27 protein-coding genes and 1 pseudogene are annotated in these 24,986 nt (G+C 61.5%); 10 read left to right on the forward strand and 18 right to left on the reverse strand.

Annotation, left to right across the window (positions count from 1 at the left end):
* Positions 1–134: 134 nt before the first annotated feature.
* The 4 genes from QCE64_RS18650 to istB all read left to right on the forward strand — a co-directional run bounded on the left by QCE64_RS18650 (position 135) and on the right by istB (position 4,306).
* Entirely contained in the window at positions 135–1,055 is a 921-nt protein-coding gene (locus QCE64_RS18650; protein ID WP_310005403.1) for a Ku protein, read from the forward strand.
* Positions 1,052–1,894: a tetratricopeptide repeat protein gene (locus tag QCE64_RS18655; protein WP_310005405.1), complete on the forward strand. Its 843-nt coding sequence runs from the start codon at positions 1,052–1,054 to the stop codon at positions 1,892–1,894. Before QCE64_RS18650 ends, QCE64_RS18655 begins: the two co-directional genes overlap by 4 nt.
* Positions 1,895–2,037: 143 nt before the next feature.
* The gene (gene istA / locus QCE64_RS18660; protein ID WP_404987412.1) at positions 2,038–3,516 is read left to right on the forward strand and encodes an IS21 family transposase; all 1,479 of its coding nucleotides are present in this window, start codon (positions 2,038–2,040) and stop codon (positions 3,514–3,516) included.
* Entirely contained in the window at positions 3,509–4,306 is a 798-nt protein-coding gene (istB, locus tag QCE64_RS18665) for an IS21-like element helper ATPase IstB (RefSeq protein ID WP_310005407.1), read from the forward strand. Before istA ends, istB begins: the two co-directional genes overlap by 8 nt.
* A gap of 274 nt (positions 4,307–4,580) precedes the next feature.
* On the opposite strand, the pseudogene QCE64_RS18670 reads toward istB, so the two are convergent.
* A pseudogene (locus QCE64_RS18670) lies at positions 4,581–4,779 on the reverse strand (hypothetical protein); the annotation flags it as partial.
* Here QCE64_RS18670 and QCE64_RS18675 point away from each other — a divergent pair.
* Positions 4,715–4,924: a hypothetical protein gene (locus tag QCE64_RS18675; protein ID WP_310005846.1), complete on the forward strand. Its 210-nt coding sequence runs from the start codon at positions 4,715–4,717 to the stop codon at positions 4,922–4,924. The pseudogene QCE64_RS18670 and the gene QCE64_RS18675 overlap by 65 nt on opposite strands.
* Positions 4,925–5,050: 126 nt before the next feature.
* On the opposite strand, the gene QCE64_RS18680 is transcribed toward QCE64_RS18675, so the two are convergent.
* A complete protein-coding gene (locus QCE64_RS18680; protein ID WP_310005410.1) occupies positions 5,051–6,088 on the reverse strand; it encodes an IS481 family transposase in 1,038 nt (345 codons plus the stop codon).
* On the opposite strand from QCE64_RS18680, the gene QCE64_RS18685 reads away from it, so the two are divergent.
* On the forward strand, positions 6,087–6,323 hold the full coding sequence (locus QCE64_RS18685) for a hypothetical protein (RefSeq protein ID WP_310005412.1): 237 nt from the start codon (positions 6,087–6,089) through the stop codon (positions 6,321–6,323). The two genes, QCE64_RS18680 and QCE64_RS18685, sit on opposite strands and share 2 nt — an antisense overlap.
* A gap of 128 nt (positions 6,324–6,451) precedes the next feature.
* Here the strand turns inward: QCE64_RS18685 and QCE64_RS18690 are convergent, their stop codons facing one another.
* From QCE64_RS18690 to QCE64_RS18710, 5 genes are all read right to left on the reverse strand, one after another.
* Positions 6,452–6,682, reverse strand: coding sequence for a hypothetical protein (locus QCE64_RS18690; RefSeq protein ID WP_310005414.1), 231 nt, complete (start codon positions 6,680–6,682; stop codon positions 6,452–6,454).
* Between the two features lie 1,173 nt (positions 6,683–7,855).
* Positions 7,856–9,025 carry a zinc-dependent alcohol dehydrogenase gene (locus QCE64_RS18695; protein WP_310005416.1) on the reverse strand — a complete coding sequence of 390 codons (1,170 nt, stop codon included), beginning with the start codon at positions 9,023–9,025 and terminating at the stop codon, positions 7,856–7,858.
* Between the two features lie 38 nt (positions 9,026–9,063).
* Positions 9,064–9,315 (reverse strand): hypothetical protein, encoded by a 252-nt coding sequence (locus QCE64_RS18700; RefSeq protein WP_310005418.1) that lies wholly within the window; start codon positions 9,313–9,315, stop codon positions 9,064–9,066.
* 383 nt (positions 9,316–9,698) lie between these two features.
* Positions 9,699–9,905: a DUF378 domain-containing protein gene (locus QCE64_RS18705; RefSeq protein ID WP_310005420.1), complete on the reverse strand. Its 207-nt coding sequence runs from the start codon at positions 9,903–9,905 to the stop codon at positions 9,699–9,701.
* A gap of 132 nt (positions 9,906–10,037) precedes the next feature.
* Positions 10,038–10,913, reverse strand: a complete 876-nt coding sequence (locus QCE64_RS18710; RefSeq protein WP_310005824.1) for a manganese catalase family protein — start codon at positions 10,911–10,913, stop codon at positions 10,038–10,040.
* Positions 10,914–11,919: 1,006 nt separating this feature from the next.
* Between QCE64_RS18710 and QCE64_RS18715 the strand changes: the two genes are divergently transcribed.
* Both QCE64_RS18715 and QCE64_RS18720 read left to right on the forward strand, forming a co-directional pair.
* Positions 11,920–12,096, forward strand: a complete 177-nt coding sequence (locus QCE64_RS18715) for a hypothetical protein (protein ID WP_310005422.1) — start codon at positions 11,920–11,922, stop codon at positions 12,094–12,096.
* A 740-nt stretch (positions 12,097–12,836) separates the two neighbouring features.
* Positions 12,837–13,646 carry a GGDEF domain-containing protein gene (locus QCE64_RS18720; protein WP_310005424.1) on the forward strand — a complete coding sequence of 270 codons (810 nt, stop codon included), beginning with the start codon at positions 12,837–12,839 and terminating at the stop codon, positions 13,644–13,646.
* A 5-nt stretch (positions 13,647–13,651) separates the two neighbouring features.
* On the opposite strand, the gene QCE64_RS18725 is transcribed toward QCE64_RS18720, so the two are convergent.
* Positions 13,652–13,945 carry a DUF6723 family protein gene (locus tag QCE64_RS18725; RefSeq protein WP_310005427.1) on the reverse strand — a complete coding sequence of 98 codons (294 nt, stop codon included), beginning with the start codon at positions 13,943–13,945 and terminating at the stop codon, positions 13,652–13,654.
* Positions 13,946–14,618: 673 nt separating this feature from the next.
* On the opposite strand from QCE64_RS18725, the gene QCE64_RS18730 reads away from it, so the two are divergent.
* The gene (locus QCE64_RS18730) at positions 14,619–15,134 is read left to right on the forward strand and encodes a CinA family protein (protein WP_310005429.1); all 516 of its coding nucleotides are present in this window, start codon (positions 14,619–14,621) and stop codon (positions 15,132–15,134) included.
* The gene (locus QCE64_RS37965; RefSeq protein ID WP_404987392.1) at positions 15,116–15,442 is read left to right on the forward strand and encodes a hypothetical protein; all 327 of its coding nucleotides are present in this window, start codon (positions 15,116–15,118) and stop codon (positions 15,440–15,442) included. The genes QCE64_RS18730 and QCE64_RS37965 overlap by 19 nt, the downstream gene beginning before the upstream one ends.
* 196 nt (positions 15,443–15,638) lie before the next feature.
* Here QCE64_RS37965 and QCE64_RS18740 read toward each other — a convergent pair whose 3' ends face one another.
* The 10 genes from QCE64_RS18740 to QCE64_RS18785 form a co-directional block, all read right to left on the reverse strand.
* On the reverse strand, positions 15,639–16,919 hold the full coding sequence (locus tag QCE64_RS18740) for a cytochrome c (protein ID WP_404987393.1): 1,281 nt from the start codon (positions 16,917–16,919) through the stop codon (positions 15,639–15,641).
* The gene (locus tag QCE64_RS18745; RefSeq protein ID WP_310005431.1) at positions 16,916–17,278 is read right to left on the reverse strand and encodes a c-type cytochrome; all 363 of its coding nucleotides are present in this window, start codon (positions 17,276–17,278) and stop codon (positions 16,916–16,918) included. The genes QCE64_RS18740 and QCE64_RS18745 overlap by 4 nt, the downstream gene beginning before the upstream one ends.
* Positions 17,279–17,282: 4 nt before the next feature.
* The gene (locus QCE64_RS18750) at positions 17,283–18,224 is read right to left on the reverse strand and encodes a cytochrome c oxidase assembly protein (protein ID WP_310005432.1); all 942 of its coding nucleotides are present in this window, start codon (positions 18,222–18,224) and stop codon (positions 17,283–17,285) included.
* Positions 18,203–18,538 (reverse strand): hypothetical protein, encoded by a 336-nt coding sequence (locus tag QCE64_RS18755; RefSeq protein ID WP_310005434.1) that lies wholly within the window; start codon positions 18,536–18,538, stop codon positions 18,203–18,205. The genes QCE64_RS18750 and QCE64_RS18755 overlap by 22 nt, the downstream gene beginning before the upstream one ends.
* Positions 18,535–19,179, reverse strand: coding sequence for a cytochrome c oxidase subunit 3 (locus QCE64_RS18760; protein ID WP_310005435.1), 645 nt, complete (start codon positions 19,177–19,179; stop codon positions 18,535–18,537). Before QCE64_RS18760 ends, QCE64_RS18755 begins: the two co-directional genes overlap by 4 nt.
* Positions 19,176–21,098, reverse strand: a complete 1,923-nt coding sequence (ctaD, locus tag QCE64_RS18765; protein ID WP_310005437.1) for a cytochrome c oxidase subunit I — start codon at positions 21,096–21,098, stop codon at positions 19,176–19,178. Before ctaD ends, QCE64_RS18760 begins: the two co-directional genes overlap by 4 nt.
* Positions 21,095–22,051 carry a cytochrome c oxidase subunit II gene (gene coxB / locus QCE64_RS18770; RefSeq protein ID WP_310005829.1) on the reverse strand — a complete coding sequence of 319 codons (957 nt, stop codon included), beginning with the start codon at positions 22,049–22,051 and terminating at the stop codon, positions 21,095–21,097. The genes ctaD and coxB overlap by 4 nt, the downstream gene beginning before the upstream one ends.
* Positions 22,052–22,151: 100 nt before the next feature.
* Positions 22,152–23,465: a cation:proton antiporter gene (locus tag QCE64_RS18775; RefSeq protein ID WP_310005439.1), complete on the reverse strand. Its 1,314-nt coding sequence runs from the start codon at positions 23,463–23,465 to the stop codon at positions 22,152–22,154.
* 103 nt (positions 23,466–23,568) lie between these two features.
* Positions 23,569–23,934, reverse strand: a complete 366-nt coding sequence (locus tag QCE64_RS18780; protein ID WP_310005442.1) for a glycine zipper domain-containing protein — start codon at positions 23,932–23,934, stop codon at positions 23,569–23,571.
* Positions 23,935–24,086: 152 nt separating this feature from the next.
* The gene (locus QCE64_RS18785; RefSeq protein ID WP_404987413.1) at positions 24,087–24,674 is read right to left on the reverse strand and encodes a hemerythrin domain-containing protein; all 588 of its coding nucleotides are present in this window, start codon (positions 24,672–24,674) and stop codon (positions 24,087–24,089) included.
* Between the last annotated feature and the right edge of the window lie 312 nt (positions 24,675–24,986).

The raw sequence follows: 24,986 nt of genomic DNA on the forward strand, positions 1-24,986 counted from the left end.
AATCGGGGTGAACCTGTCGCGCAGCCATTACTGCGGCATACCGAGTGCTATGCTTTCATCCGCGCTTAGTGTTCTTGGACCACGAGCGCATCCACTTTGTCCGGCGAGAGGCGCCAGCCGGCTGGGAGAAGCTCATGGTAGCTCGCTCGATTGCATCGCTCTCTCTTTCGTTTGGGCTGGTTTCAATACCGGTTCGGCTGTACTCCGCGACCGAAAGTTCGTCTGAGGTTCGGTTCAACTTGCTTGCGCCGGACGGCTCGCGGGTAAAACAGCAATACGTCTCTGAGTCTACCGGTGTGCTCGTCGAGCGCTCTGCCATGCAGAAGGGCTATCAGTTCGAGAAAGACAGATACGTCGTCTTCACCGGTGCGGAGCTGAAGGCGCTCGAAGAGGGCGGAAGCCACGTGGTCGAGATAGTCTCGTTTGTTCCGGAGAAGTCGGTCGATCCGCTGTTCTACGACAAGGCGTATTTCATTGCGCCCGACAAGCGGGGCGGAAAACCGTATAGCCTCCTCCGGCAGGCGCTGGCTCGGACCGCCCGATGTGCGCTTGCGAAATGGTCGTATAAAGGAAAGACGCGGATTGTTCAGATTCGACCGACAGCCGAGGGCATGGTTTTCCAGCAATTGCTCTTTGCGGACGAAGTACGGTCTTTGAAAGACCTGGACATTGAGGACGTTGCGGTTTCCGACTCTGAATTGAAGCTTGCGGTTCAGATCATCGAGCAAGGTGCTGAGGACAATTACGACGCTTCGGCTTATGAGGACGAGGAGAAGAAGCGCATCCTGGCTGCCATCGATCAGAAGATAGCCGGCAAGCAAATCGTCGCGCCCGAAGCCGGCGAAGTTGCTGCGACAGGCGAAGTCATCGACCTCATGGAAGCATTGCGGGCAAGCCTTGCCAGAAGCGGCGACAAGCCAAAGCTTGCTGCGAAACGAAAGGTCGCAGCGAAGGCTGACGTCGAGGAGCTAGTTGTTCCGAAGACGCGCAAGCCGGCTGCCCGAGCGCCCAAAGTCGCCGCTGAGACGCCAGCCAGGGTGCGTGCCCGCAAGTGAGTAAGCGCGACGTAGCGCATCATGTTTCACTCGCCAAGCTGCAATCGATGCTTGGCGTTTCACGACGCGTGGTGAACGGGCTTATCGACCTAGGGCTCGTGACGCCGACTCGCGGGCCACGCAACACCTTGCGCTTCACGTTTCAAGACGTAGTCCTTTTGCGCACGGCGCTGCAACTACGAACAGCGAAAACAACGCCACGGAAGCTGCGCGATGCGCTTGCACGGCTTAAGCGCGAACTCCCGGACGAGCTTCCCCTGTCAGGCATTCGAGTAGCCGCCGAAGGCGACGCAATTGTTGTGAAGACAGGGCCTTCGAGATGGGATGCCGTGACCGGGCAGATGTTCCTTGATTTCGAGAACGCTGAGATCGGAGGAGACGTTGTCCTGTTGGATGCATCGCCCGAGCGCAAAAGCACCGCCGCGGCGCAAGCGCAAGAGCATTATGAGTTGGCTGAGCAACTGATGCTGAGTGACCCAACTGCTGCAGAGAGCAATTATCGGCGAGCTATTGAACTCGCTCTTGAGCCGTTCTACGCAGCTTACGTTGATTTGGGGGCGCTTCTTTGTGAACAGGAGCATCAATGTGGCGAAGCTCTGAAGGTCTTCGACGATGCGTTACAGCATTTTCCGGATGACGCAATCCTGCATTTCAATCGTGCTGTGGCGCTAGACACAATCGGACGATTGGACGAGGCGCGGAGGAGCTACGAACAATGCCTCGCGCTCAATCCAGACTACGCAGATGCGCATCACAATCTCGCTATGCTTCTCGAGAAAGGCGGCGACCGGCGCGGGCTGATCAGGCATCTGAATGCATACCGTCGATTGAGCGGTTGAACTGTTGATGTCCACGCAGAACTGACCCACCTGAGCCTGTAATTTTCATCGAATATTGACCCACGTGATTGAATGCCCTGCTCAATCTTTGAGCAGGGGATACAAAGGTGATCACGGTGGGCATATTGGCCAAGATCAGGCGGATGTATTTCCGCGAGAAGGTCCCGCTGCGCGAGATTGCGAGGCGTACGGGCCTGTCCCGAAACACGATACGCAGCTGGCTGCGGCAGACCGATGCCATCGAGCCGAAGTATCCAAAGCGCGTCAGTCCGAGCGTCGTAGACGAATGGGCCGCACAGCTGACGGGCTGGCTACGGGCGGACAGTCATCGCCCGAAGCGTGACCGGCGCACCGCGCGGTTCATGTTCGAGGCGATCCGCGGCGAAGGCTATGCCGGCAGCTACGGCCGCGTCAGTGCATTTGTTCGGCGCTGGCACGAGGAGCAGGCCGAAGCGCCACGCAGGAAGGCATACGTGCCACTGGCCTTTGAACCCGGCGAGGCGTTCCAGTTCGACTGGAGCTGTGAGTATGCCTTTATCGGCGGGCTGCGGCGACGCCTGGAGGTGGCCCACGTCAAGCTGAACGCCAGCCGGGCCTTCTGGCTCGTCGCCTATCCCACGCAAAGTCACGAGTTGCTGTTCGACGCGCACGCCCGTGCATTCGCCGCGTTCGGCGGCGTGCCCCGGCGTGGCATCTACGACAACATGAAGACCGCTGTGGACAAGGTCGGCCGCGGCAAGGAGCGCGCGGTCAACGCGCGCTTCGAAGCGATGTGCAGTCACTACCTGTTCGAACCGGATTTCTGCAACCGCGCGGCCGGCTGGGAGAAAGGCATCGTCGAGAAGAACGTGCAGGACCGGCGACGCCAGATCTGGCACGAAGCCGCGCTGCGGCGCTGGGAGACGCTGGAGATCCTGAACGAATGGGTTGCCGGCCAGTGTCGCGAGGCCTGGCACATGCGGCATCCGCAATGGCCCGAGCTGACGGTCGAGGATGTGCTGCAAGACGAGCGCACCCGACTGATGCCCAATCCACGGCCATTCGACGGCTATGTCGAGCAGACGCTCCGGGTCTCATCGACTAGCCTGATCCACGTCCAGCGCAACCGTTACAGCGTGCCCACTGAGTACACGAACCAACTTGTGAGCGTGCGCTGCTATCCGGCGTATCTCAGCGTCGTCGCCGACGCCCAGGAGATCGCACGCCACGAACGCAGCTTCGAGCGGCACATGACCTTCTACGACTGGCGGCACTACATCACGCTAGTCGAACGCAAGCCCGGCGCGCTGCGCAACGGCGCGCCGTTCGTCACGATGCCCGTGCCGCTGCAGCAGTTGCAGCGGCACCTGCTCAAGCACCCGGGGGGCGATCGCGTGATGACGCAGGTGCTCGCCGCGGTGCGTGAACATGGGCTTGATGCCGTGCTGCTTGCCGTGCAGGCAGCGCTGGACTCGGGACGTCCCAGTGGGGAGCACGTCCTGAACGTGCTGAGCCGGCTGAAGGCGCCGGTCACGAGTGCCAGTCCTGCCACGACCAAACTCCAGCTCAAGGAAGAGCCAGCGGCCGACGTGAGCCGCTACGAGACACTACGCACCAACCCACCAGAGGATCGTCATGTCTAACGATATCGCGGCCCAGCTCAAGGGACTCAAATTGCACGGCATGGCGAGCACGTGGCCGGAAATGCTCGCACAGTCGCGTCACACGGAATTCGAGCCGGAGCGCTTCATGAAGCAGCTGTTGATGGCAGAGACTGCCGAACGGCAGGTACGCTCGATCGCCTACCAGATGACCGCCGCACGCTTCCCGGCGCACCGGGACCTGAAGGGCTTCGACTTCGCACAGGCGCACGTCGACGAAGCGCTGGTGCGCGAACTCAGCGATCTGTCGTTCCTCGAAAGCGCACACAACGTCGTGTTCATTGGCGGACCTGGTACCGGCAAGACGCATCTTGCCTCAGCGATCGGAATCGAAGCCGTAAAGCGCCACGGCAAGCGAGTGCGCTACTTCTCAACCGTCGAGCTGACTAATGCCCTGGAGCAAGAGAAGTCCACCGGCAAACAAGGCCAGATCGCTCACAAACTGATGTACGTCGATCTGGTGATTCTCGATGAACTGGGCTATCTGCCGTTCAGCCAGACCGGCGGCGCATTGCTGTTCCACCTGCTCTCCAAGCTGTACGAGCACACGAGCGTCGCGATCACGACCAATCTCAGCTTCGGCGAATGGGCGAGCGTGTTCGGGGATGCAAAGATGACGACAGCGCTACTGGACCGCGTGACCCATCATTGCCACATCGTCGAAACGGGCAACGAATCGTGGCGCTTCAAGACCAGCTCTGCCAAGGCGAAGACTACGAGAAAGAAAGCAGCAAAACCAGCGAGCGACGAGGAGTTATACACACCGAAATAGATGTACTAGGCTGTCTCGGGGTGGGTCAAATTTAGATGAAAACGGTGGGTCAGGATTCGATGGAAATCAACAGTTGAACCAATTCTTTAGGTTTAAACTGCGCCGAAGCAGTCGCCGCATGCTCCGTCATCCGGTGAAGAAGCGGTTCGTCGCCGAGCAGGGTCAAGGTGCACGTAGCGTCAGCGCTCTACTTGAAGCAGACGCCATCATGTGGCTGTTTCTTGGGACGTGGAAGCTCCCAGCAGAAATCCCGGCTAACGATTGTCAAGCTGCCTTACAGATGCGACATGTCAACAAGCCTTTGAGCCTCAAGGTGACGGACCTTTCCTTCACATTGCCACGTTCCATATACGCCTGGCAGCGCTGCGCCGAGCGCTTCGCGACGCTGCTTCTCCAGCAGATGGCTAGATGATCACGTTGACATTTCCTGTTTCGTCTTCGAGCGTCACCAACATGACGCCCTTTGCCGTGCCATGCAGAAACGAAGAGCACCGCAGCGAAGAAGGGCAGGGCTGTCAAGAAGAGCACTGCCGGTGCAACGAAACGTGTCCATTCAGTGCGCAAGAGCTCGGTGAACAAATCGGAATTGCCGTCGCAACGCATCTCGCCAAATATTGAAGCTTCAATGGAAACCGGTGAGATGGCCGCAGGAAACGCAGCTTAGTGAGGTGGTTTGCGATTGTCAGGTGTATTAGCTTAGACTGCTTCTGACAGGTAGTCAGGGAAACAAACGGAGAAGCTGACTCAGTGAGGAATCAGTTTCTCCTTGGCGAGTTCGAGAGAGTCGAGGTAGGTGCGCATGGGTGTCTTGCCGTAACACCATCTTCCTTGATGTTCGCGCTCATTGTTGTACTGGTCAATCCATTCATCCAGATCGGTCTGCAACGCCGGGATTGAGTCGTAGATCTTCCTGCGAAATGCGATGCGATAAAACTCGTTGAGCATGGTCTTATGAAGCCGCTCGACGATGCCGTTGGTCTGCGGCGAACGTGCTTTGGTACGGGTGTGATCGATGTTCTCGACGGCCAGATAGAGTTCGTATTCGTGATGCTCGGGGTTGCCGCAATACTCGGTGCCACGGTCGGTGAGCACGCGTGTGAGCGGGATGCCGTAGCTTTCAAAGAACGGTACGACGCGATCGTTGAGCAGATCGGCCGCAGGCAGTGGTGTCTTGCGGTCGTAGAGTTTGGCGAACGCCACCTTCGAGTAGGTGTCGACGAAGGTCTGCTGATAGACGCGGCCCACGCCCTTGAGCGTGCCGACATAGAAGGTGTCCTGGGCGCCGCAATAGCCAGGGCATTCCGATTCGAATTCGCCGTGCGTTTCCTTTTCCAGTTTGGCACGTTCAAGCGCGGTGAGCTGCGATTCGGTCAGCACCAGTCCTCCCTGGGCGGACTTCGCCTCCAGCGCCTTCAGGCGCTTGTTCATAGTCTCAAGATCGTGACGCAGCCAGATGCTGCGCACACCCTGCGGCGAGACGCTCAGGGCATGGCGCTTGAGGACTTCGTTGGCTATACGAATCTGGCCGTGGGCAGGCAGTTCCAGAGCCAGCTCGACCACCGCTGCCTCGACCTGCGGATCCACGCGGTTCTTCGGCAAGGGACGATGGTGGGACATCTCCTGCAGCGCGGCTTCGCCGCCCTTATCGTACAGTTCCTTAAAACGGTAGAAGCTGTCGCGGGAATAACCCATTACGCGGCAGGCCTGGCTGACATTGCCCAACTGCCGGGCCAATTCGAGCATGCCGACCTTGGCGCGGATGATCTTCTGTTCCTGAGTCATGGTGGACTCCTTGCGGTTCGCCGCGCGCGTCACCGCTTCGGGCTACGCCCTCCGCGCTAACGCGCATCAGCACGAGAAACCGACCACTGTCAGATTTAGTCTAGTCCACTGCATGTCAGGCTCGATCCGTCTGCATTCCGCCCGTTTCGCGATCAGCGCGACGAAGAAAATCATCGGCGCATATGACACCGACGCCGCGCAACGTCGCCCGATGGTCTTCTTGCAATTTCGCTGACGTTCAGCGTCGCCGCAGTAGGCCCTTTTTCTTCCGGCCGTCCCCGTATTCGTTGCGCCTTTGGCTGACATTGATACCATAGTTCCCACCATAGTTTGTGCCAACTCGCTAACGAAACGGGGCATAATTCAATCCTTTGCCTGCAGTCGAGCGATCTGATCGACGATCAATGTGTGGTGCGCAAGCATCACTCGGCGAGTTTCTTTCAACTCGTCCAAGAGCAATCCAGCCAAAGTGGTGTCGTGACCGTCCTGCAATAATTCTCGCAAGAGATCTTCCTGAAGCCTAATCCGTTCGTCCGTCCTAGCGATGTGAGCCTCTGCTCTTCGCAACTCGAGCCGTTCATGATCAAGATCCACCGCTCTCTCCAATGGTGCTCCGGAAGTTCAGCATCGGCTTAAGCCCTGTATTTTGCTGCATTGGGAGCTAGGGACGCTCTCGATACGAGTTCTTTCGAGCGCCGTCCCCGTCCCCGCGCACGTCGGTCGCCAAAGACGTCTGCGAACAGCATACACGCGAACAAACGCATATATGTAACTAACCGTCTTTCGGGTGGACTTCAGCCGATCCTGCGGCAGGATCGGTCGTATCCGACGCGGCCTCAGGAAACGTGCTTTCAACATTGCCGTTGACGGCCACGCAGATGAACTAGTGGCTATGCACATCCGATTGGCGGATAGCAGGCGCGAAATCGCATCAGGCGCGCTCGCTGCCGCGAAGCAGGAAACCGGCGAAAAGCCATCGCGATGCGTTCACTACGGAATTTAAACGCTCGCTCAAACGAGTTCGCCAAGACGTCGAGCGTCTCCAACATCGCCTCGATTAACTCGCGCATAAAGCAGTACCACGGGCAGAGGAAGTCCGGCGAATATGGCGCAAGATGGCAGAGTCGATACTTGCGGCGACCGGGCTGGTCTTCCTTCTCGTGTTGTATTCCATCTTCCGCCGGCGTGTCCGACACCCGGTCATCACGCTAAGCGATGTAGTGAATCTGCTCGCTGCGCAAGGACTCGCCAATTGCGCATTTCAAAAGGACGGGCATGTGAAAGCCGAAGTCGCTGCATCGCCTATGCTGACTGCGGGTCAATTCCTTGCCATAGCGCGCAGCACATGCAGTACAGTGTCTGGACAGCATGTTGCCGGAGCCTAAGATGCGACTGCGTTCCGCCGTGCGGATATACCTGCCGACTCTCGTGGCAGTATTGGCGCTTGCGGCAACATGGCCGACCCGCGCGGTGGCCATTGCCTGGCTTACGGCTGGCGTCTTGGCGATCGGCCATCGGCCGCTCGACAGCTATCCATCCCTCGGACTCGGCCCAACATGGCGCGAGGGTCCGCGCTCCGCGCTCGTTCTGGTGTATTACCTCATTCGCTGGCCGAGATATGTAGGGGGGCCGGTCTCGCTGATCACGCTACAACTTGAGAACGCGCTGCGGCGTACCATCCGGCGCGGCCGGGACGCGATCTTTCATGGCCGATAGCTGAGCGGCGACGCACCGCGAGCCCGGCTTCGTCGCTTAGCGGCAGCGCTCTCAAGGTTTTAGCACTACCTTGATGCAGCCATCCTCTTTATCGCGGAAGGTCTTATACATCTGGGGTCCGTCCTCCAGCCGCATTCGATGCGTTATGACGAACGACGGATCGATCTGGCCTTCCTGGATCCGCTTGAGCAGGTCGTCCGTCCAGCGGTTGACGTGTGTCTGCCCCATGCGCCAAGTAAGACCTTTGTTCATCGCGGCGCCAAATGGAATCTTGTCGATCAATCCGCCGTACACGCCCGGAACGGAGAGAATGCCCGCAGGACGGCATACATAGATCATTTCGCGCAGCACGTGAGGTCGGTCCGTTTCCAGCATCACGGCCTGCTTCGCGCGGTCGTAGAGTGCGTCGAAAGAGCGAGTGGCGTGTGACTCCATGCCCACGGCATCGATGCATTTCTCCGGGCCCTTGCCGTGCGTCAGATCGCTAAGGCGGTCCAGCACGCTTTCTTGCTTGAAATTAATGGTGATTGCACCCGCTGCTTGTGCCATCACGAGGCGTTCGGGCACGCAGTCGATGGCTACGACCTGCTGCGCGCCAAGCAGAACTGCGCTGCGGATCGCCATCTGTCCTACCGGGCCCGCGCCCCAGATTGCAACGGTGTCCGCCGGCTGAATTTCGCAGTTGACGGCGGCTTGCCAGCCCGTCGGAAAGATGTCGCCGAGAAACAGAACCTGCTCGTCGGTGAGGCCGTCCGGAATCTTCACGTGGGTCTTGTCGGCAAAGGGCACGCGCACATACTCCGCCTGTCCGCCCGCATAACCGCCCGTCGAATGGGAATAACCAAACAGCCCGGCCGTGGTATGGCCGAACAGTTTCGCGGCAGCAGCTTTGTTGCGGTTAGAGCGCTCGCACACCGAAAAATTGCCACGCTTGCACTGGTCGCATTCACCGCAGACAATCGTGAATGGAATCACGACGCGGTCGCCGATCTTGAGCGCGCTGTTCTCGCGTCCGAGTTCCACGACTTCGCCCATAAACTCGTGCCCCAGCACGTCGCCCTGTTCCATGCTCGGCATGAAGCCGTCGTAAAGATGAAGGTCCGAGCCGCAGATCGCACAGGTAGACACCTTGATAATCGCGTCGCGACCGTGCTCTATTTGGGGATCGGGGACCGATTCGTAGCGGACGTCTTTTTTGCCGTTCCAGATGAGTGCTTTCAAGGGCGCCTCCCGTGCGGTTGATGCGATGAATGCCGCACTCAGGCGGCATTGTTGTGTTTCGTGCGTGTCCCCGTCGGATCTAGTTCGAGATCCGGACCCTTATGATCATGCTCGGGCGCATACGGTCTTTCCTCGGCGTGATCTTTGCCTTTGGGGGCGAGACTCGAGTCCATGGTGCCGCGTTCGCGTTGTTCGATTGTGCCGTTGTTTTTCTGCTTGACGTCGCCGCCGCCGATCATTCCGCGCCGTTCGTCGGCGCGTTCGATCAGGTCGGAAAGTTCTTCGTCCATTGCATCTCCTTCGGGTTGGTTAGGTTGGATGCTGGATTGTGTCAATCTTCACTTCACCACGTTGCTATTTTCGTCGACGATGACGCTCGTCATCCGTGTTAACGGGCAGGGCCAATGGACTCGTGCCAGCAGCCACGACTCGCGGCTTGCGATCTATGTCTAAAGTAAGCTCGCTCACGGGATCGAGCACAATCCTTGGAGCGGCGTCGGAGGGCGCGAGCGCGTGACAGAGGGAACATGATCATTACGCTCGGCCATCGCTGCTTTCAGAGACCCGCAAGCACGTCCTGGCATTGGTGCGCTCGATGGGAACGAACTGTTGTGTCACCGAGGGAACCATTTAGAGCACCGGTCTAGCGTTGCGCAAGCGATCGGAAGTCTGATCACCGGTGCGCAAGTTCGTGGCCGCGTGCGGGAACGAAGGCGCGAAACAGGACGTAAAGCCCCGCCAGACCGACCAGAATGTAGACAATCCGGGCGCCTGTCGAACCTGCGCCCAGGAGCGCCGCGACCACATCGAAGTGAGCAACGCCCACCAATCCCCAGTTCAATGCGCCGATAATTACGAGCGCGCCGGCGATCCAGTCCACGGGATTGCGATGAACTACAACGGTTCCTTTCGATGTCACAGTTGGCATGGTCATACTCCTTGTCGGGTTATTGAGAAATGCCTGTAGCTGGCAGGAGCGCTGCTCGCCGGAGCGGCAACGCTCTTGCCCGTGTTACACCTTAGTCGCCTTGCCTGCGCCGAGATCCGCGCCAGTAGTCGGCTGCGCAGTCGGGTCAGACGCCGTGCGTGACGCCATCGACTGCAATGTCTGGACGTCCTGCTCGGAGACGTTCACGGTGGCGGTGCCGTCGCCGCCGTCGACCGCAGGTTGCGGATCCTCGACGAACGTCCAGTCGCCGCCTTCATTCCACGGGCCGCGCGCGTCGTCGCCCTTGGACATGTTGAAGTACACACTGGTGAACTCCGGAATGCCCGGCAACTTGCCTTGCGGGAAATTGGGCTGAATCGAATGTAATGCTTTTTCGAAGGACTTTTGATGCGCAATTTCACGCGTCATCAGGAAACCGAGCGCGTCCTTGATCCCGGGATCGTCGGTAACGTTGATGAGCCGCTCGTAGACGATTTTGGCGCGGGCCTCCGCGGCGATGTTCGAACGCAGGTCGGCCGTCGGCTCGCCGATCGTGTCGATGTACGCTGCGCTCCAAGGCACGCCCGCGGAGTTCGTCAACGGCGACCCGCCACCGTACAGCAGCGACGTGATGTGCGAATCGTTGCCGGCGCCCGTCAGCGAGCGATACAACTCCGCTTCCTGCTGAACGCCTTCAGCTAGTTGGCCCTTGGCGCCCTTGTTCAACATCGAGACGATGGAGCCGATTACTTCGAGATGACTCAGCTCCTCCGTCGCAATATCGAAAAGCATGTCCTTGCGGCCCGGATCGTCTTCGGCGACCGCTTGCGTGAAGTAACGCATGGCGGCGGCGAGTTCGCCATTTGGACCGCCAAACTGCTCGAGCATCAGGTTGGCGAGGCCGGGGTTCGGTGCGGCGACGCGAACGGTGTATTGCAGGCGTTTGTTATGGGCAAACATAAGCACGACTCCTTTCGTTGGCACTTGCGAAGTCCTCGCTTCGGACAGCGCGCGATTAGCTCAAAGTTCGAAAGACGCTCGCAACGACCAAGAGAAGCGAAAACTGTCACTTACTGTCTCGCGTGCTGCGATCCTTGGCGCAGGGCCTCTGCGCCGGGGCGTTTGCGAAAGCCGCTCGCGTGTCATATGTCAAGCGAGCGCCTTCTTTTTCAGCAACGCGTGTGCCTTCGCCGCAGATTTAACACATGCGGCGGTTGTCCGTGGAAGCGTTCAGGTCGCCATGTCTTGTTTTCGCGCCAGTGAAGAAGCGAGCGTTGTCGCTTGCAAGAAAGGCGATGACGGCACATGCGCTTCGTGGGTCTTCCCGCCAGCGCTTCGTCGTTGAGCATGCGCTTCCAAATTGGTCGAGATGTGGCTCGACGAGTACCGCATAGACTCGCAAGCCGTCGCGACCGTGGTCCATTGCGACCGCCCGCCTTGCTCCAATGACGGCGCTCTGCGACGCGTTCTGAAACCTCGTGCCGCAGTCGCCTCCGAGTGATGAGCACGCTCGGTCGGCGCAAGCGATGGAAGGTCGGACTAAGTGCTCGCTTCGTCGTAAATCGATGCATCGAAGGGATGCACGAGCGTGCGCACCAAATGGAGAGCGTTGGCGACGTCGTCATGCTTCTTGCGGGTGCGCGTGGCGAGCACAGCCGACGCACCTTCTGATGCAAAGCGTCGTGTCGTACCTTGTCGTTGCGGACACCGACCCAGCACAATAACCGCTTTGATTCAAGCGAGTACAAAGATGACGACGTTCATTGGCGGCCGGGAGTGGTTGTTGACCCCATTGTTCCTCACGGCTCATTCAACCAACCGTATGGACCATCCAAATTGTGAATCGGAAGTGGGATCCGGGAATGGCGGATGCGCTGTTGGTATCGCTGGCTCGCTGGGACGGCGTCGATCTCCCAGAGGCGTTGCCTGCCCCCCTCAAGCACATCTTTATGACAGGAGCACAGACATGAACAACGCGTCGCAAAACCCCAGGGACAGTTCGCCGGATACTAAAACGCCACCCGGCGAAGAGGGCGAAACCTTCCAGACGGATGTGTCCGAATCAGACGAAGAGGGTACAACCGTTCGGGAAGCAGAAGTTAGGGAAGACGATCTGTCCGAAGTCAAAGTAGATCGAGAGTGAATCAGTTGATGCACGGATGTGTTCGCCTGGGGCATGACGACTGCTGACTGTTTGAACGGCAGTTCTGAGTCGGAGGAAAGGATCAGACTGTCGCTGCGGAAGTCATGACCCGCGACGCCGCGACTGTCGGATCGACTGCAAAGCATGCAACAGGTTTCAAAGAAGGACCGGTGGTTCACGGCAATGTTGCGGGATCAGCGAGTCGCGCCGCGCTCCGACAAAGTGATTTGACCACGCGCCTTGTTGCACAGAGCGCGGTGTCCATGCTGAGCGCATGATGGCTTACGACGGCTTCTATGTCACGAGTACCATGCGTTGGACGATCCCAAGCCCGTTCAGCGGCAAGTCGGCAACGCCGCCACGGCGCGGGCAACAAAAGGCGGGACAGATTCGCGCAAGACAGACTCAATCATGCAGTCTTTATCCGCCACGTTCGGAGTGAACCTCCGCGGCACCGCGCCGCAGCGCGCGCAGCGACCACGCCACCCCATCTGCTTGTCGAGGCCAAGGACCTTTGAGGTGTAGATGCGGCGTTCGCGCCCGCCGCGCACTAGTTACAAATGACCACGGGTCCGCAAACGGCCCGTTGCGGACCAAATCAAGGCGGCGAAGTGAGGGTATAAAGTCCGTTTGTTGAAACAGGGGAGGAGCCGTGCGTATCAGTCGCTGCAGCGAAGGCGAGAATCACGCTTGGGTGCGCTTAAAAATTCCGGCATCGGAAGAAATGCTCGGCGTCTAGCATGGGCAGCGATCCGGTCGTCGAGGACTTCGGGCCAAGAGTCGGCCATGCAAGCGTTGTGTCAACGGTGCTACAAGCATTCTCCGTCGGAAGCGCTATCATCGGCATCTACGACGAGAATGATTTCCTGCGCTATGCCAACGCTGCGTTTCGCTCCATCTTCGGCGTGGAGTTGGGCACGACAGTCAGCTTCGCGGGGATTATCCTCAATGCCATTGACGGCGGCACGACACTACGCATCGAGTCGCAAGACCCAATCGCGTTCATCGCCGACGCACAAAGTCGTCGGCGAGACCGAGTTGACGAGCCTCGCCAGCGATCCTTCCCCGTCGACTTCATTGACGATCGATGGTACTGGTGCACCGAGACGCTTCTTCCTGATGGCTGGATCGTTTTAACGGGAGCCTACATCACGGCGTTGAAACGCACGGAGCAGTCGCTGTCGCTCGAACGAGACCGTGCACTGATACTCAGTGGGCTTGATGAACTCACGGGCATACCTAATCGTCGCTTTTCGCTGGCACGCCTGGATGCGCTTCTGCACAATCAGTCTCTGGATTCGGCTGCCGTGTCCATCGCCTTGGTGGATCTCGACCACTTCAAGTTGGTGAACGATACCTTCGGGCACGAAACCGGTGACGCGGTTTTGCGGCACTTCGCGCAGCACTGTGTGACGGTTCTGCCGAAGGGAACGCTCATAGGCCGCATGGGCGGCGAAGAATTCCACAACTCGGGCTTCGCGAGGCGTCGCTCAAGAACCGAAGAGGTTGAAGACGCGACGAAGATCAATACGCGAAGACCACCCGTCTAGCCGGTTCATAACTCCGGATTGGCGATGTCGCCATTGACAATAGCCTCTCCCCGAGCTTGAGCGGCTTCAATCGCCTCAATCATCGTCTTGAACGGCCCCAACTGCTCCGCGCCTTCGAACGGGTAAAGCAGTCTACTATCCGTTTTCCGCACTACTTTCAAGGTGCCAACATAGCCAGACGTCTGACTACCGCGATACGACGCGTAGATCAGGAAATCATCCGGCGACGAACCTGCGCAAGGCGTTGTCGAGGTCGAAAAGAGAACAAGCTTCGGCCTCTTGCCGAAGGTTTGACGCATGACGGTCTCGATAGTCGAACAAGCCTTGATTCTCGCCTTCCGCGTCGACGCCTGGCGCGTACGTATTGCACCGGTTTTTGCGCGCACCGGCAAGCCTCGAATGCGGTCCTTCGCACATACATTCGAATAAGCATGGTCGGACCGCTCCGACGAGTTGCGATCCCCGGAGTGGGTGATGACACAGATCACGCCCAATTCGCGACGATCTGCTTCTGGCGTCCAAGCCGCTGGTCGGAGCCGGCGAGATCTCGAACATGTCATCGCCGGGAAGCACCGATGCGAGCGCCAGACAGACGACTACCTCTTGTTTTGAGCGTGTGTCTCCACCGCCGTTCAGGCCAGTTGAACAATAGCCCGCCTGCGCCGCCACGGTGTGCGCTGATGTGGTAACGATCGAGGGCCGCCGTCACGTGCGTGCGATCCATGCGAATCATGGTCGTGGAAGACGAACACCATTTCTGCACGCCTATTCTCGCTCCCTGGCGACGTGCGCTTTGCATGTGGAACGACACCGGGGCATGGGCGGGCAAGCGACCGCGGGGCAATCGCGTCGTACATTCGTCGTATAGGCTCCCAGTGGACATATGCGCACGTTACTTCCACGGATAAAGAATGGGACGGCATAACGACTGCTGAAGAAGCTCTTGGACAAGCCTTGCAAGAAAGGTCGACTATGGACATCCCCAGGCAGGTTGTTTCGTTTCTCAGTTCGCGCGGCCTTAAACTCGCGACGGCGGAGTCGTGCACAGCGGGATACATTGCCTCGTTGGTGTCGTCGGTGCCTGGCAGCGGAAGCTGTCTCGACGTGGGCTTCGTCACTTACTCCCCGACAGGCAAGGCTGGTTTCCTCGACGTGCGCGAAGAAACGATGCAGCGCGAAGGGTTGACGAGCGAAGCCGTGGCGCAGGAGATGTCCGAGGGCGCACTTCGGCAGGAAGCGTGTTGCGCGGATGTCGCGGTCTCCAATACCGGCGTTGCCGACACCGTGCCGGACGGTGGTCCCCCGCCGGGCACGCAGTGTTTCGCGTGGTCGTATCGCGCGCGCGACGGCGCGGTTCTGACTTTCACCGAAACCCGGCACTTCGAGGGCGAGCGCAACGAAATCAGGCGCGAGGCGGCGCTGTACGCGCTCTTGCGCGTCGAACACTATTTCGATCAGTATCTGGCGCAATGCGCCAAGAAGACATGATGAGCAGGCATCATGGCGATTGGCGCGCCTGGCAAGCGGAGGTTATTCGCGAGCGGAGCACATCGACCTCGATGCCGAACGCGAACGCCGCATCGGCCTTCTTTGCGAACTCCTTTTCAGCGGCGTATAGATTCGCCAACCGCAGGCTGATCGACTCCGATCACACCGATGAATCGCTGTTGGGCTTCGTCACCCAGATCGGCGACGGCGGCGCGGACGTGCAGCCTCTGTGGGGCCTGACGAAGCCCCCCATGCGCGCGCTGGTGGGCGTGGGGTTCATGATGGAAAGCTGTAACCATCGGCTGTGACGCCCGCGTTGTCGAGCATGTGTGCAACGGCTCCTTCGATCCGTTGCGCGTGCTGACGACGCGTGAGCCGCCGAGAAGTGTGATAGATGCCTACAAGGCGTCTGACAAGCGTCGATCCGGCTGGATCGGGCGGCGTGAAGCCGGGCATGCCGAACGCATGGCCAGCCGGTCGCAGGCCTTCAACCTGTTCTTTGGCCTATTTGTGCAGCGTGCTGCGCAGCGACGCCACGTCGTTCGTGGTGACCGGGCGCGCGTCGTTGCCCCAGGACGCGCGCACGTAGGTCAGAACTTGGGCGATCTGGACATCCGTGAGGCGTGCAGCAAACGACGGCATCGCCTGGCGCGGCGGTCCGTTTATCGTTGCCGGACTGTTGCCGCCTTCGACCAGCAGCCGTATGAGCGACGTCGTGTCTTCGCCGACGACGGAGGGATTGCCAGCCAGTGCCGGAAACACTTGCGGCACGCCCTTGCCGTCATCGCGATGGCACTGCGCGCAAAAGCCCGCGTAGACCGCCGCGCCCTGTGCGGGCGGAACGTCCGGCGCGCGCGTTTTCAGACGGCCAGGTTGCGCGAGTGCTGGATCGAAGACACCGTCGGCGGCGCCGGTCGCAGGCAACGTCTTCAAGTACACCGCGATGGCACGCAGGTCATCATCGGTCAGGTACTGAAGGCTGTCCTCGATCGTTTCGACCATGCTGCCATACGCCGCGATGCCTGCGCCATGGCCGGTCTTCATGAAGGCCGCGAGGTCTCCCGCTGTGATGCGTGCGAGACCCGAACCGGGGTCCGCACGCAGGTTCGACGCGAACCAGTTGTCGTTGAGGCCGCCCGAAAGGAACGCTTGCGATGATTCGTCATAGCCGCGCTCCTGATATCCGAGGCCGCGCGGCGTGTGACACGAACCGCAATGTCCGAGCGACTGCACGAGGTACGCTCCGCGGTTCCAGTCGGCATCGCGGTCGGGCCGAGGCGTGAAGCGTTCCTTCGGCGCGAGCGCTGCACGCCAGAGACGCAACGCCCAGCGCTGATTGAACGGAAACGGCACCCGGGTCTCGGGCGGCTTGAAGTTGACGGCAGGCACGCCCTGCATCATGTAAGCGTAGAGCGCGCGCATGTCGTCGTCCGTGATCTTGACGAAGGCGGGATAAGGCATGGCGGGATACAGACCCTTGCCGTCGCGACGCAGCCCTTCGCGCAGCGCTCTCGCGAAGTCCTCGAAGCTATACTGGCCGATGCCTGTTTCCAGGTCCGGCGTGATATTGCTGCTGACGATGGTGCCGAACGGCGAGGTCAGTTCGAGTCCGCCGGCATACGGCGCGCCGTTCGAGGCCGCCGTGTGGCAGCCCGCGCAATCCGCAGCTTTCGCAAGGTACGCACCGCGCGCAATCAATGCCTGCGACGGCGCCGCATCTTTCGCCATGACCGCGAGCGGCCACAGAAGCAGGGCAAGAAACAGGCGGAAGACCGGTGTCGTCATGGCTGATACAAGTAGGCAGCGATGTCGCGGGCGTCAAGTTCGCTCACCCCGAGGTCCGGCATCGCGTTGCCCGGCACGACGCGTTGGGGAAAGCGGATCCAGGTCTGCACATTTTCCGGCGTATTGGGCAACTGGCCCGCGATATAGGCGCGCTCGCCGAGCTTTTGCAGCGTCGGGCCAACCTTGCCGTACGCGCCCGGCACGCCGTCGATCCGGTGGCACGCGCCGCAGCCGTAGCGCTGGATCGCTTCGAGACCGCGTTGCGGACTGGCGCCCGTGATCGCGTCCGACGATGGCGGCCGACCCTTGCAAGCCGCGAGCGCAACGACCAGTGACAGCGCGAGGATGAGCTTGTGCATGCTGTCATCCTCCACGGACGATGCGGTCGTCAACACGCGAAGGCGGGCGTCTCATCAGCCAGCGCGCGCCGACCAGCAATCCGCCAATCAGATACGCAAGCCCGCCCGGCACCCACATGACGAGACCGCCGAGTTGCTGATCCTGCAGCGGGTCAAATCCGAGCGCGCGCGTGGTCTCGATGCACGACGGATACCAGACGTCCGGTGCGAGCGTGAGCAATGCGCCGAGTGCGCCGGTATGAACCATGGTCGTGAAGAGCGAAAGCATCGCGTGCGCGTTCGACGCACCGCGCGCGTCCGATACGCGGCCGAACACGGTCCACCAGAACAGCAATGCGCTGGCGAGGAAGCTCGCATGTTGCAGCGTATGGATGCCGGGACGCGCCAGCGCGGCTTCGAAGAAGCGCGGTGCGTGCCACACCCAGAGCGCGGCGGCATGCAGCAGCCACGCGACGACCGGCAGCGTCAGCCAGCGCCACGGCAGTGCGATCCAGCGAGCGCGCGTGGCCCCGCCGATGCGCAGCCGCGCGCCGGCCGGACATGCCCAGAGCCACACGGCAAGCGGCCGGCCGATGACAAGCAGCGGCGCCGCGACGAGCATGAAGAGTTCGTGTTGCAGCATGTGCGCGGAGAACAGCCATTCACTCAGCGCATGCAGCGGCGATACCAGTGCGACGACGAGCGTGAGCCAGCCCGCAATGAACGCGCAGAGCCATCTCGTGCGTTCCTGGCGACCGTGCGTGCTGCGCTTGCGCAGCCTCATGTAGCCGCAGAGGTAGAGCACTATGCTTGCCGTCAGCACGATGACGATCCACGGCTCGAAGGTCCATGCGAGAGGCGACGCCCCGGCCGCTCCGCCCGCCTCGGCAGCGACGTGCGCGTGAGCATCGGCACATGCGAGAAGGCCGAGAATCGGCCCGGGTATCAGCACGCGGACAGGAGCCATTGCGGTATCGATATGGCGATGACGGACAAGACCGACAGCGCGCCCACGCCTGCCGCGACCACGGCGACGAATGCGGGACGCGCGGGGCGGTCGGCAGAATCGGGCGTCGGCAGGGCGAGGGCACGCCGCGCCGCGCGCCAGCGCTGCCACGCAAGCAGCGTGACCGCCACGCACGCGAGCGCGCTCGCGCCGCTCACACCGTGCAGCAACGCCTGACCCCCGAGCCGGCACGCCGGCGTCACGAGCGCGTAGTTCAGGCTGAGGCAGCCGAGCACGATGGAGGGAGCGCCGAGCAGCGCAAGCCAGACTCTCATAGCCGCGCGGCCCAGTAGATTACGCAGTAGATTGGCAGCCAGCTCAACACGACGAAATACCAATAGAGCGCGTTCTCACTGACATCGACGAAGCGCTTGCTCTCGAACGGACCAGTAAATAGGAGCGCGGTCAACACGGCCGTATCGACAGTATCGGTGATCAGATGCGTGGTATGCAGACCGAGCAGCAGCCAGACGACTGATCCATAGGCGTTGGTGTACCAGCTTACGTTCAGCGTCGCGAATTCGAATCCGCGCAGCACGAGGAAGGCGACCGACGCAGCCAGACAGAGCGCGAGCCAGATCGCCGCGTTCCTGCGCTCGCCGCGTTCCGCCGCGTTCTTCGCCATTTGATTGGGCCAGAGACTCAGGAGGAGAACGACGGTGTTGACCGTGCCCCAGAGAAGTTCGGGCGCGTCCGAAGCCATCGGCCAGGCGGGCGCGCGCGTGCGCAGGTAGAAGTACATCATCACCGCAATGGCGAATACCGTTCCTTCTATCAGCATCAGGCCGGCAGTGCTCCACCACATCAGGCTGCGATGACTGAAGGCGAAGGTGGGCAGCGCGCGGACGTCCAGCACCAACTGGCTCCTGTCGGCCGGATTCGGGCGGGGTGTGGCCTTGTGGCTATCGGCATTCATGGCTGACGCTCCCGCGCGACGGCGGCGCGATTCTCGGAGCGATTCGGCCAGAACCAGCCGATCATCGTGACGGCCACCGGAAGCGAGGCCCAGACGATCGCCCATGGCGTATAGATTGAGCCGATGAACAGCACGGTCGTCGCCACGGCGCTCACGAACGGCCAGACGGAGGGCTTCGGAAACAGCGGGCGATGATCGAGCTGCGCATCGAGCACGCTCGTGACGAGCACCTCGCGCGCATCGACGGCAAGCCCGGCGACGAACGCGGGCTGCGCCGACGGTTCCCACAAGGGATCGCGGCCGTGCACGACCGGTATCGCATCGAAATTGTGCGGGGGCGGTGGCGACGGCACGCTCCATTCGAGCGTACCCGCGCCCCATGGGTCGGCCGGAGCGGGTTCGTCGCGGCGCATGCTCTTCACGACATTGACGATGAACAGCAGCACGGAGAACGCGATCATGTAGGCGCCGATCGTCGCGGCGAGATTCATGCCGTCCCATCCGAGCCCGTGCGGATAAGTCCACACCCGCCTTGGCATGCCGTGCAGACCGAGCAGATGCATCGGAAAGAAGGCCACGTTGAAGCCGATGAAGAAAAGCCAGAACTGCCATTTGCCGAGACGCTCGTCCAGCATGCGGCCTGCGAACTTCGGGAACCAGTAGAAGAACGCGCCGAAGAGCGGAAACACGCCGCCGCCAAACAGCACGTAGTGCAGGTGCGCCACGACGAAATACGTGTCGTGGACCTGCAGGTCGAGCGGCACGGAGGCCACCATGATCCCGGTCATGCCGCCCATTACGAGAATGAAGAAAAACGCGAGCACGAAGAGCAGGGGCACGCGCAGATTGAGTTTGCCGGTCCACAATGTGCCGATCCAGCAGAAGATCTGGATCGCCGAAGGGATGGCGATCATCAGGCTCGCGGCCGTGAAGAAGCTCTTGCCGAGTTCCGGAATATTCGTCGCGAACATGTGATGCACCCACAGTCCGAAGGCCAGGAACGCAGTGGCGATGAGCGACAGCACCATTGCCGGATAGCCGAACACGGGACGGCGCGCGAAGGTCGGGATGATGGACGACATGAAACCCAGCGGCGGAATGAAGATCAGGTACACCTCGGGATGTCCGAAGAACCAGAAGAGGTGCTGCCACAGGAGCACGTCGCCGCCTTTCGCCGGGTTATAGAAATGCGTGCCGACGAGGCGGTCAAGGATCAGCGCCGTGCTGCACAACATGACGGCCGGCATCGCAAAGATGACCATGAACTGCGTCACGAGCGTGGCCCAGACGAACAGCGGCATGCGGTTGAGCGACATGTCGGGCGCGCGCAGCTTGAAGATGGTCGTGATCAGTACGACCGCTTCGAGAAGCCCGGAGAGCTCGGTGAAGGTGATCATCTGCGCCCAAATGTCCGCGCCCTTGTTCGGCGAGTAGTCGGGGCCGGCGAGCGGCACATAGCTGAACCAGCCGGCATTGGGGGCGGTATTCACGATGAGCGCGCCGAACAGCAGCAGGCCGCCGAATAGAAAGACCCAGTACGCGTAGGCGTTCATGCGTGGGAAGGCAATGCTGCGTGCGCCGATCATCAGCGGCACGAGATAGGCGGCGACGGCCTGCATCACGGGTACGGCGAACAGAAACATCATCGTCGTGCCGTGCATCGTGAAGAGTTCGTTGTAGAGATTCGGCCCGATCAGACGCTGGTCCGGACGCGCCAGCTGGGTGCGCATCGCGAGCGCGAGCACGCCGGCGAGAAGAAAGAACACGAAGGTCGTCACGACGAAGCGGCGCGCAATCGTCTTGTGATTGATCGCGCTCAACATGCCGATGAATCCGACCGGGTCGCGCCAGGTCTGGGCGAGCGTACTGCGCGCTTCGGGCGCGGCGTGCGGGCCGTCGGTCAGCGGCGTATCGCTCATTTCAGGGTCTCCATCCACGTGAGCAGCGCCTGCAGGTCTTCGGGCGGCAGGCGGGTGGGCGGCATGGCCGTGCCCGGCTTGAGCGTTCGCGGATCGACGATCCAGCCGGCGAGATTGCCGCGATTGTTGGCGAGCGTGCCGGCGGCGAGGAATTGCCGGCTCGCGACGTGCGTCAGATCGGGCCCGACGCTTCCCTGCGCTGGCGTGCCCCGCACGCTATGACAGCGCGCGCAGTCCTGCGTGAGAAACACCTCCCGACCGCGCGCGGCGACCGTATCCAGGGTGTCCACGGCAGGCAGGCGCTGCCGCGCGGCCCAGGCTTCGTATTGCGCGGGAGGATCGGCGGTGACCAAAAACGCCATCAGCGCATGTTCGTAGCCGCAGAATTCGGCGCACTGTCCGCGATAGACGCCCGGTTTGTCCGCGCGGAACTCGATGGTCGCGTCGCGGCCGGGAATCATGTCTTTCTTGCCGTGCAGACTCGGCACCCAGAATGTATGGATGACGTCGGCGGCCTTCAGCGCGACGATCACCGGACGGCCCACTGGAACATGAAGCTCGTTGGCGAGCGTGAAAGCGGGTGCACCGTCCTCGGACAGATAACGGGCCTGCCACCACCACTGATAGCCCGTGACCTCGATGTGCAGGGCCTTGTCGACCGGCAGGCGGGACAGCGCCCGATCGGTCAGCACGTCCGCGAGAATGAGGCCAAATAGAAGGATGACGGAGATGCTGGTCGCCAGAATCACGGAAAGGCGCAGGCCAGGCTGCGAAGCGTGCGCGCCGGAGGTTTCTGGCGGCGTCCAGCGCGTGGCGCGCGGGGCGCGCAGCATGGCAAAGAAGCACGCGAGCAGGCTGGCGACGAACACCGCGCAGCATACCCCTAGCGTCAGGTGCCAGAGATCGAGGATGCGGCTGGCCTGAACGCCGGCGGGAGACAAAGCGCTTTGCATGATGGGGCGGCCGGATCTTATTCGCGCTGGGATATCTCGTCCGAATGGACAGAAACCGGACAAGCCTGCCAAGGTCAGCAATCGTTGTTCCAATCGGGCGTCACGCGGCGTTCCGGTCAGAGAAGTAGCGGTGCAGAAGCGTGGTGGCGCTCGTGCCGTGCAGGACCACGGAAAGCACGATGGTGGTGAGCACGATCGGCGCGATCGGCTGGACTTGCTCCTTGCCGGCCTGCTCAAAGGCGAATAACAGGTAATAGAACGCACCGACGCCTCGGATCCCGAGCCACCCGGAAAGCAGGCATTGCTGGCGGTCCATGCAGGATCCGGCGAGCGACAGGCACGCACTAAGCGGGCGGGCCACGAAGAACAGAAAGAGAGCAGGCCAGACAACCTGCCAGTGGAGCAGCGCCTGCCAATGGGCCGAAACGACGCTGCCGATCAACAGCATCAGCGCGAATTCGACCAGCCGCTCGAACTCGAGCGCGAAGGCCATCATGGTCTCGGCCATGTAGGCGTGCGCGAGCTCGGGGTCCTTGGCGGCTTCCTCCCGTTCGCCGCGCTCGACCGACTCGAGCGCCTTGCCGGGCGCAGTGTCGCCGGTGGCGGCCAGCTCCTGCCGACGCAAGGCCACGCCGGCCGCAAAGACGGCGATGAACGCATAGCCATGCACGAGCAGCGCTGCGCCGTAGGCAAGCGCCATGAGTCCGAGGGCGATGAAACCTTCCAGCCCGAGCGCCTGACGATAGCGCGTGCGCAGACGGATGATGACGCGCACGACGCCCGAGCCGATGCCCCAGCCGATCACGAGTGCACTGGCGACGCCCCAAACGATGGCGGCGGCGAAGGTCCACGGATGGGAACTGCCGAGGCTTGCGCTGCCGCACAGGGCGAGCGCGATCAGTACGAAAGGATAGGCGGCGCCATCGTTGGAGCCGCCCTCGGATGACAGTGCGAAGCGCAGCGGCTCGTCATCGCCCGCCCGACGCACGCGCAGCTCGTTGGCGAGCACGGGATCGGTCGGTGCGAGTATCGCTGCGAGCAGCAGCGCGGGCCCCGCTGCAAGGCCGAGGCCAATGCGCGCGGCGCAATACATGAGACCGATCGTCAGGATCATCGCCGGGCCGGCCAACCGTAGCGTGAGACGCCAGAGTTCGCTGGAGAGCGGTACGCGCAGATGCATGCCAATCGCGAACAACGAAATGACGAGCCCGGCTTCGGTCAGCACACGCAACAGGCGCAGGTTCCCTTCGATGTCCGGCTCGAGCAAGCCGACGCCGGCCGTGCCCAGCGCGAAGCCCGCGAGGAGATAGACCATGGCGCCCGTCATGGGCAGACGCGCGATCACCCCGCGCATGACCGTCATGAGGATCAGGAGCGCGCCCACTACGATGAACCAGACCGCCTCGATGATCACCGCTCACTCCCTTCCGGTGCGCGCGGGCGGGCCGACAGCCGGCGTGTTTCCGGAGCCACCGCTGAACACGGCCGCGCCGGGCGTGCGCGCGCTTACCGCGAGATTACCGCGAGACGAGCATCCCCATCACGAATCCGGCCAACGCCGCTAACGTAATGGCCTTCCACGGGTTGTCATGCACGAAATCGTCTGTCGTGTCGGCGGCCACCCTGTACTTCCTGTTCATCGCATCCTGCAGGCCGACGAGCCTGGCCTTCGCTTTCGCCCGCGCATCGGCCGAGGACGGACCGTCATGGCCGGCGTCCCATGCCTGGGACGCATCGCGGAATCCGTGGTCGTCGCTGTCCTGACCCGGCGCGTGCCGTTCGCCGGCAGCCACGCTCTCGCTCGTAGGGAATTCGTAGGCACTGTCGGCGCGCTCGGTCTTCAGGGCGTCCACAGGGTTGTGCGTGCGATCGGGGTCGGTCATCCTTATCTCCTGTCGGCATGAGGGAACATGTGACGCTGCACAGCGCTACGAAGGAAACGTGCGTCGCTCCCAAAGCAGGCCGTGCATACGGCCCACCGTGGAATGCAATCGACGTGCCGAACACGCCGCAAGCTCATTCCCGGCGCGCGTGTTCATCCGAGGCGCCCGCGCCGGACCCTGGCGGGCCGCAGACAGCGAGCGATCGCGACGGCGCCCAGCGTTGCCATCGCGAGCGACGCAAACGGGAAAGTCCCGACCGTATTCGCAGCGATGGCTGCAGGCCGCTTCTGCGCCACCAGCTGCAGGCGGCGGCGAGTCATGCGCGCGCCGAGCGCGGAAAGCTCGGCCGCAAGCGCACGCTCCGCAGCGGGCAGCAACATCGTTTCCTCTTCAGCAACGTGATGCATCACTTCGCGCATGAGCTTCATGAAGCGCGCGTCGAAGGCGGCATCGCGCGGATGCATGGCGCGTAACCTCGCGATGTCCGCACGCATTTCGTCGTGTTCAGGCTTCGACTTTTCGAGCGTGTCATCGCTGTGGAGAACGCCGGCGAGTGCCGGATAGAAGATCTCTTCCTCGAGCTGAGCGTGAATTTCCAGTGCCGTGCAAGCCAGCTCGACGATCGCTCGCTTTCTCCACCAGGACGTAGCGGCATGATATCGATGAAAAGCCGCCATCACGTGCGTATGGTCCATGCGGATCATGGTCGTGATGGACGGAGAATAGTTGGGCATGTCCATGCTCGTTCCTTGGCGCCTGCGCCGGGGTATGGATGGGGACGCACCCGGGTGCATGACGAACCAGGCAACCACGGGACAATCGCGCTGCGCATTCGTCGTGCCTCATCGAGATCATCGTCGGGTGTCCATCGCGCCGGGCACGGTCGAGCCTTCGGCATACGAACTGCTGAAGGGCACGTCGTACTCTCCCGGTGCGCACAGGCGCGGAGCACGGTCGAGCCTTTGGCATACGAACTGCTGACCGGCAAGTCGTACTTTGCCCGCTCACGAGCGCGGGCTCGCCACGGCAAACCCTGCCTGCGGGTACATCGC

This window comes from Caballeronia sp. LZ043 (genome assembly GCF_031451075.1).
Lineage (GTDB): Bacteria > Pseudomonadota > Gammaproteobacteria > Burkholderiales > Burkholderiaceae > Caballeronia.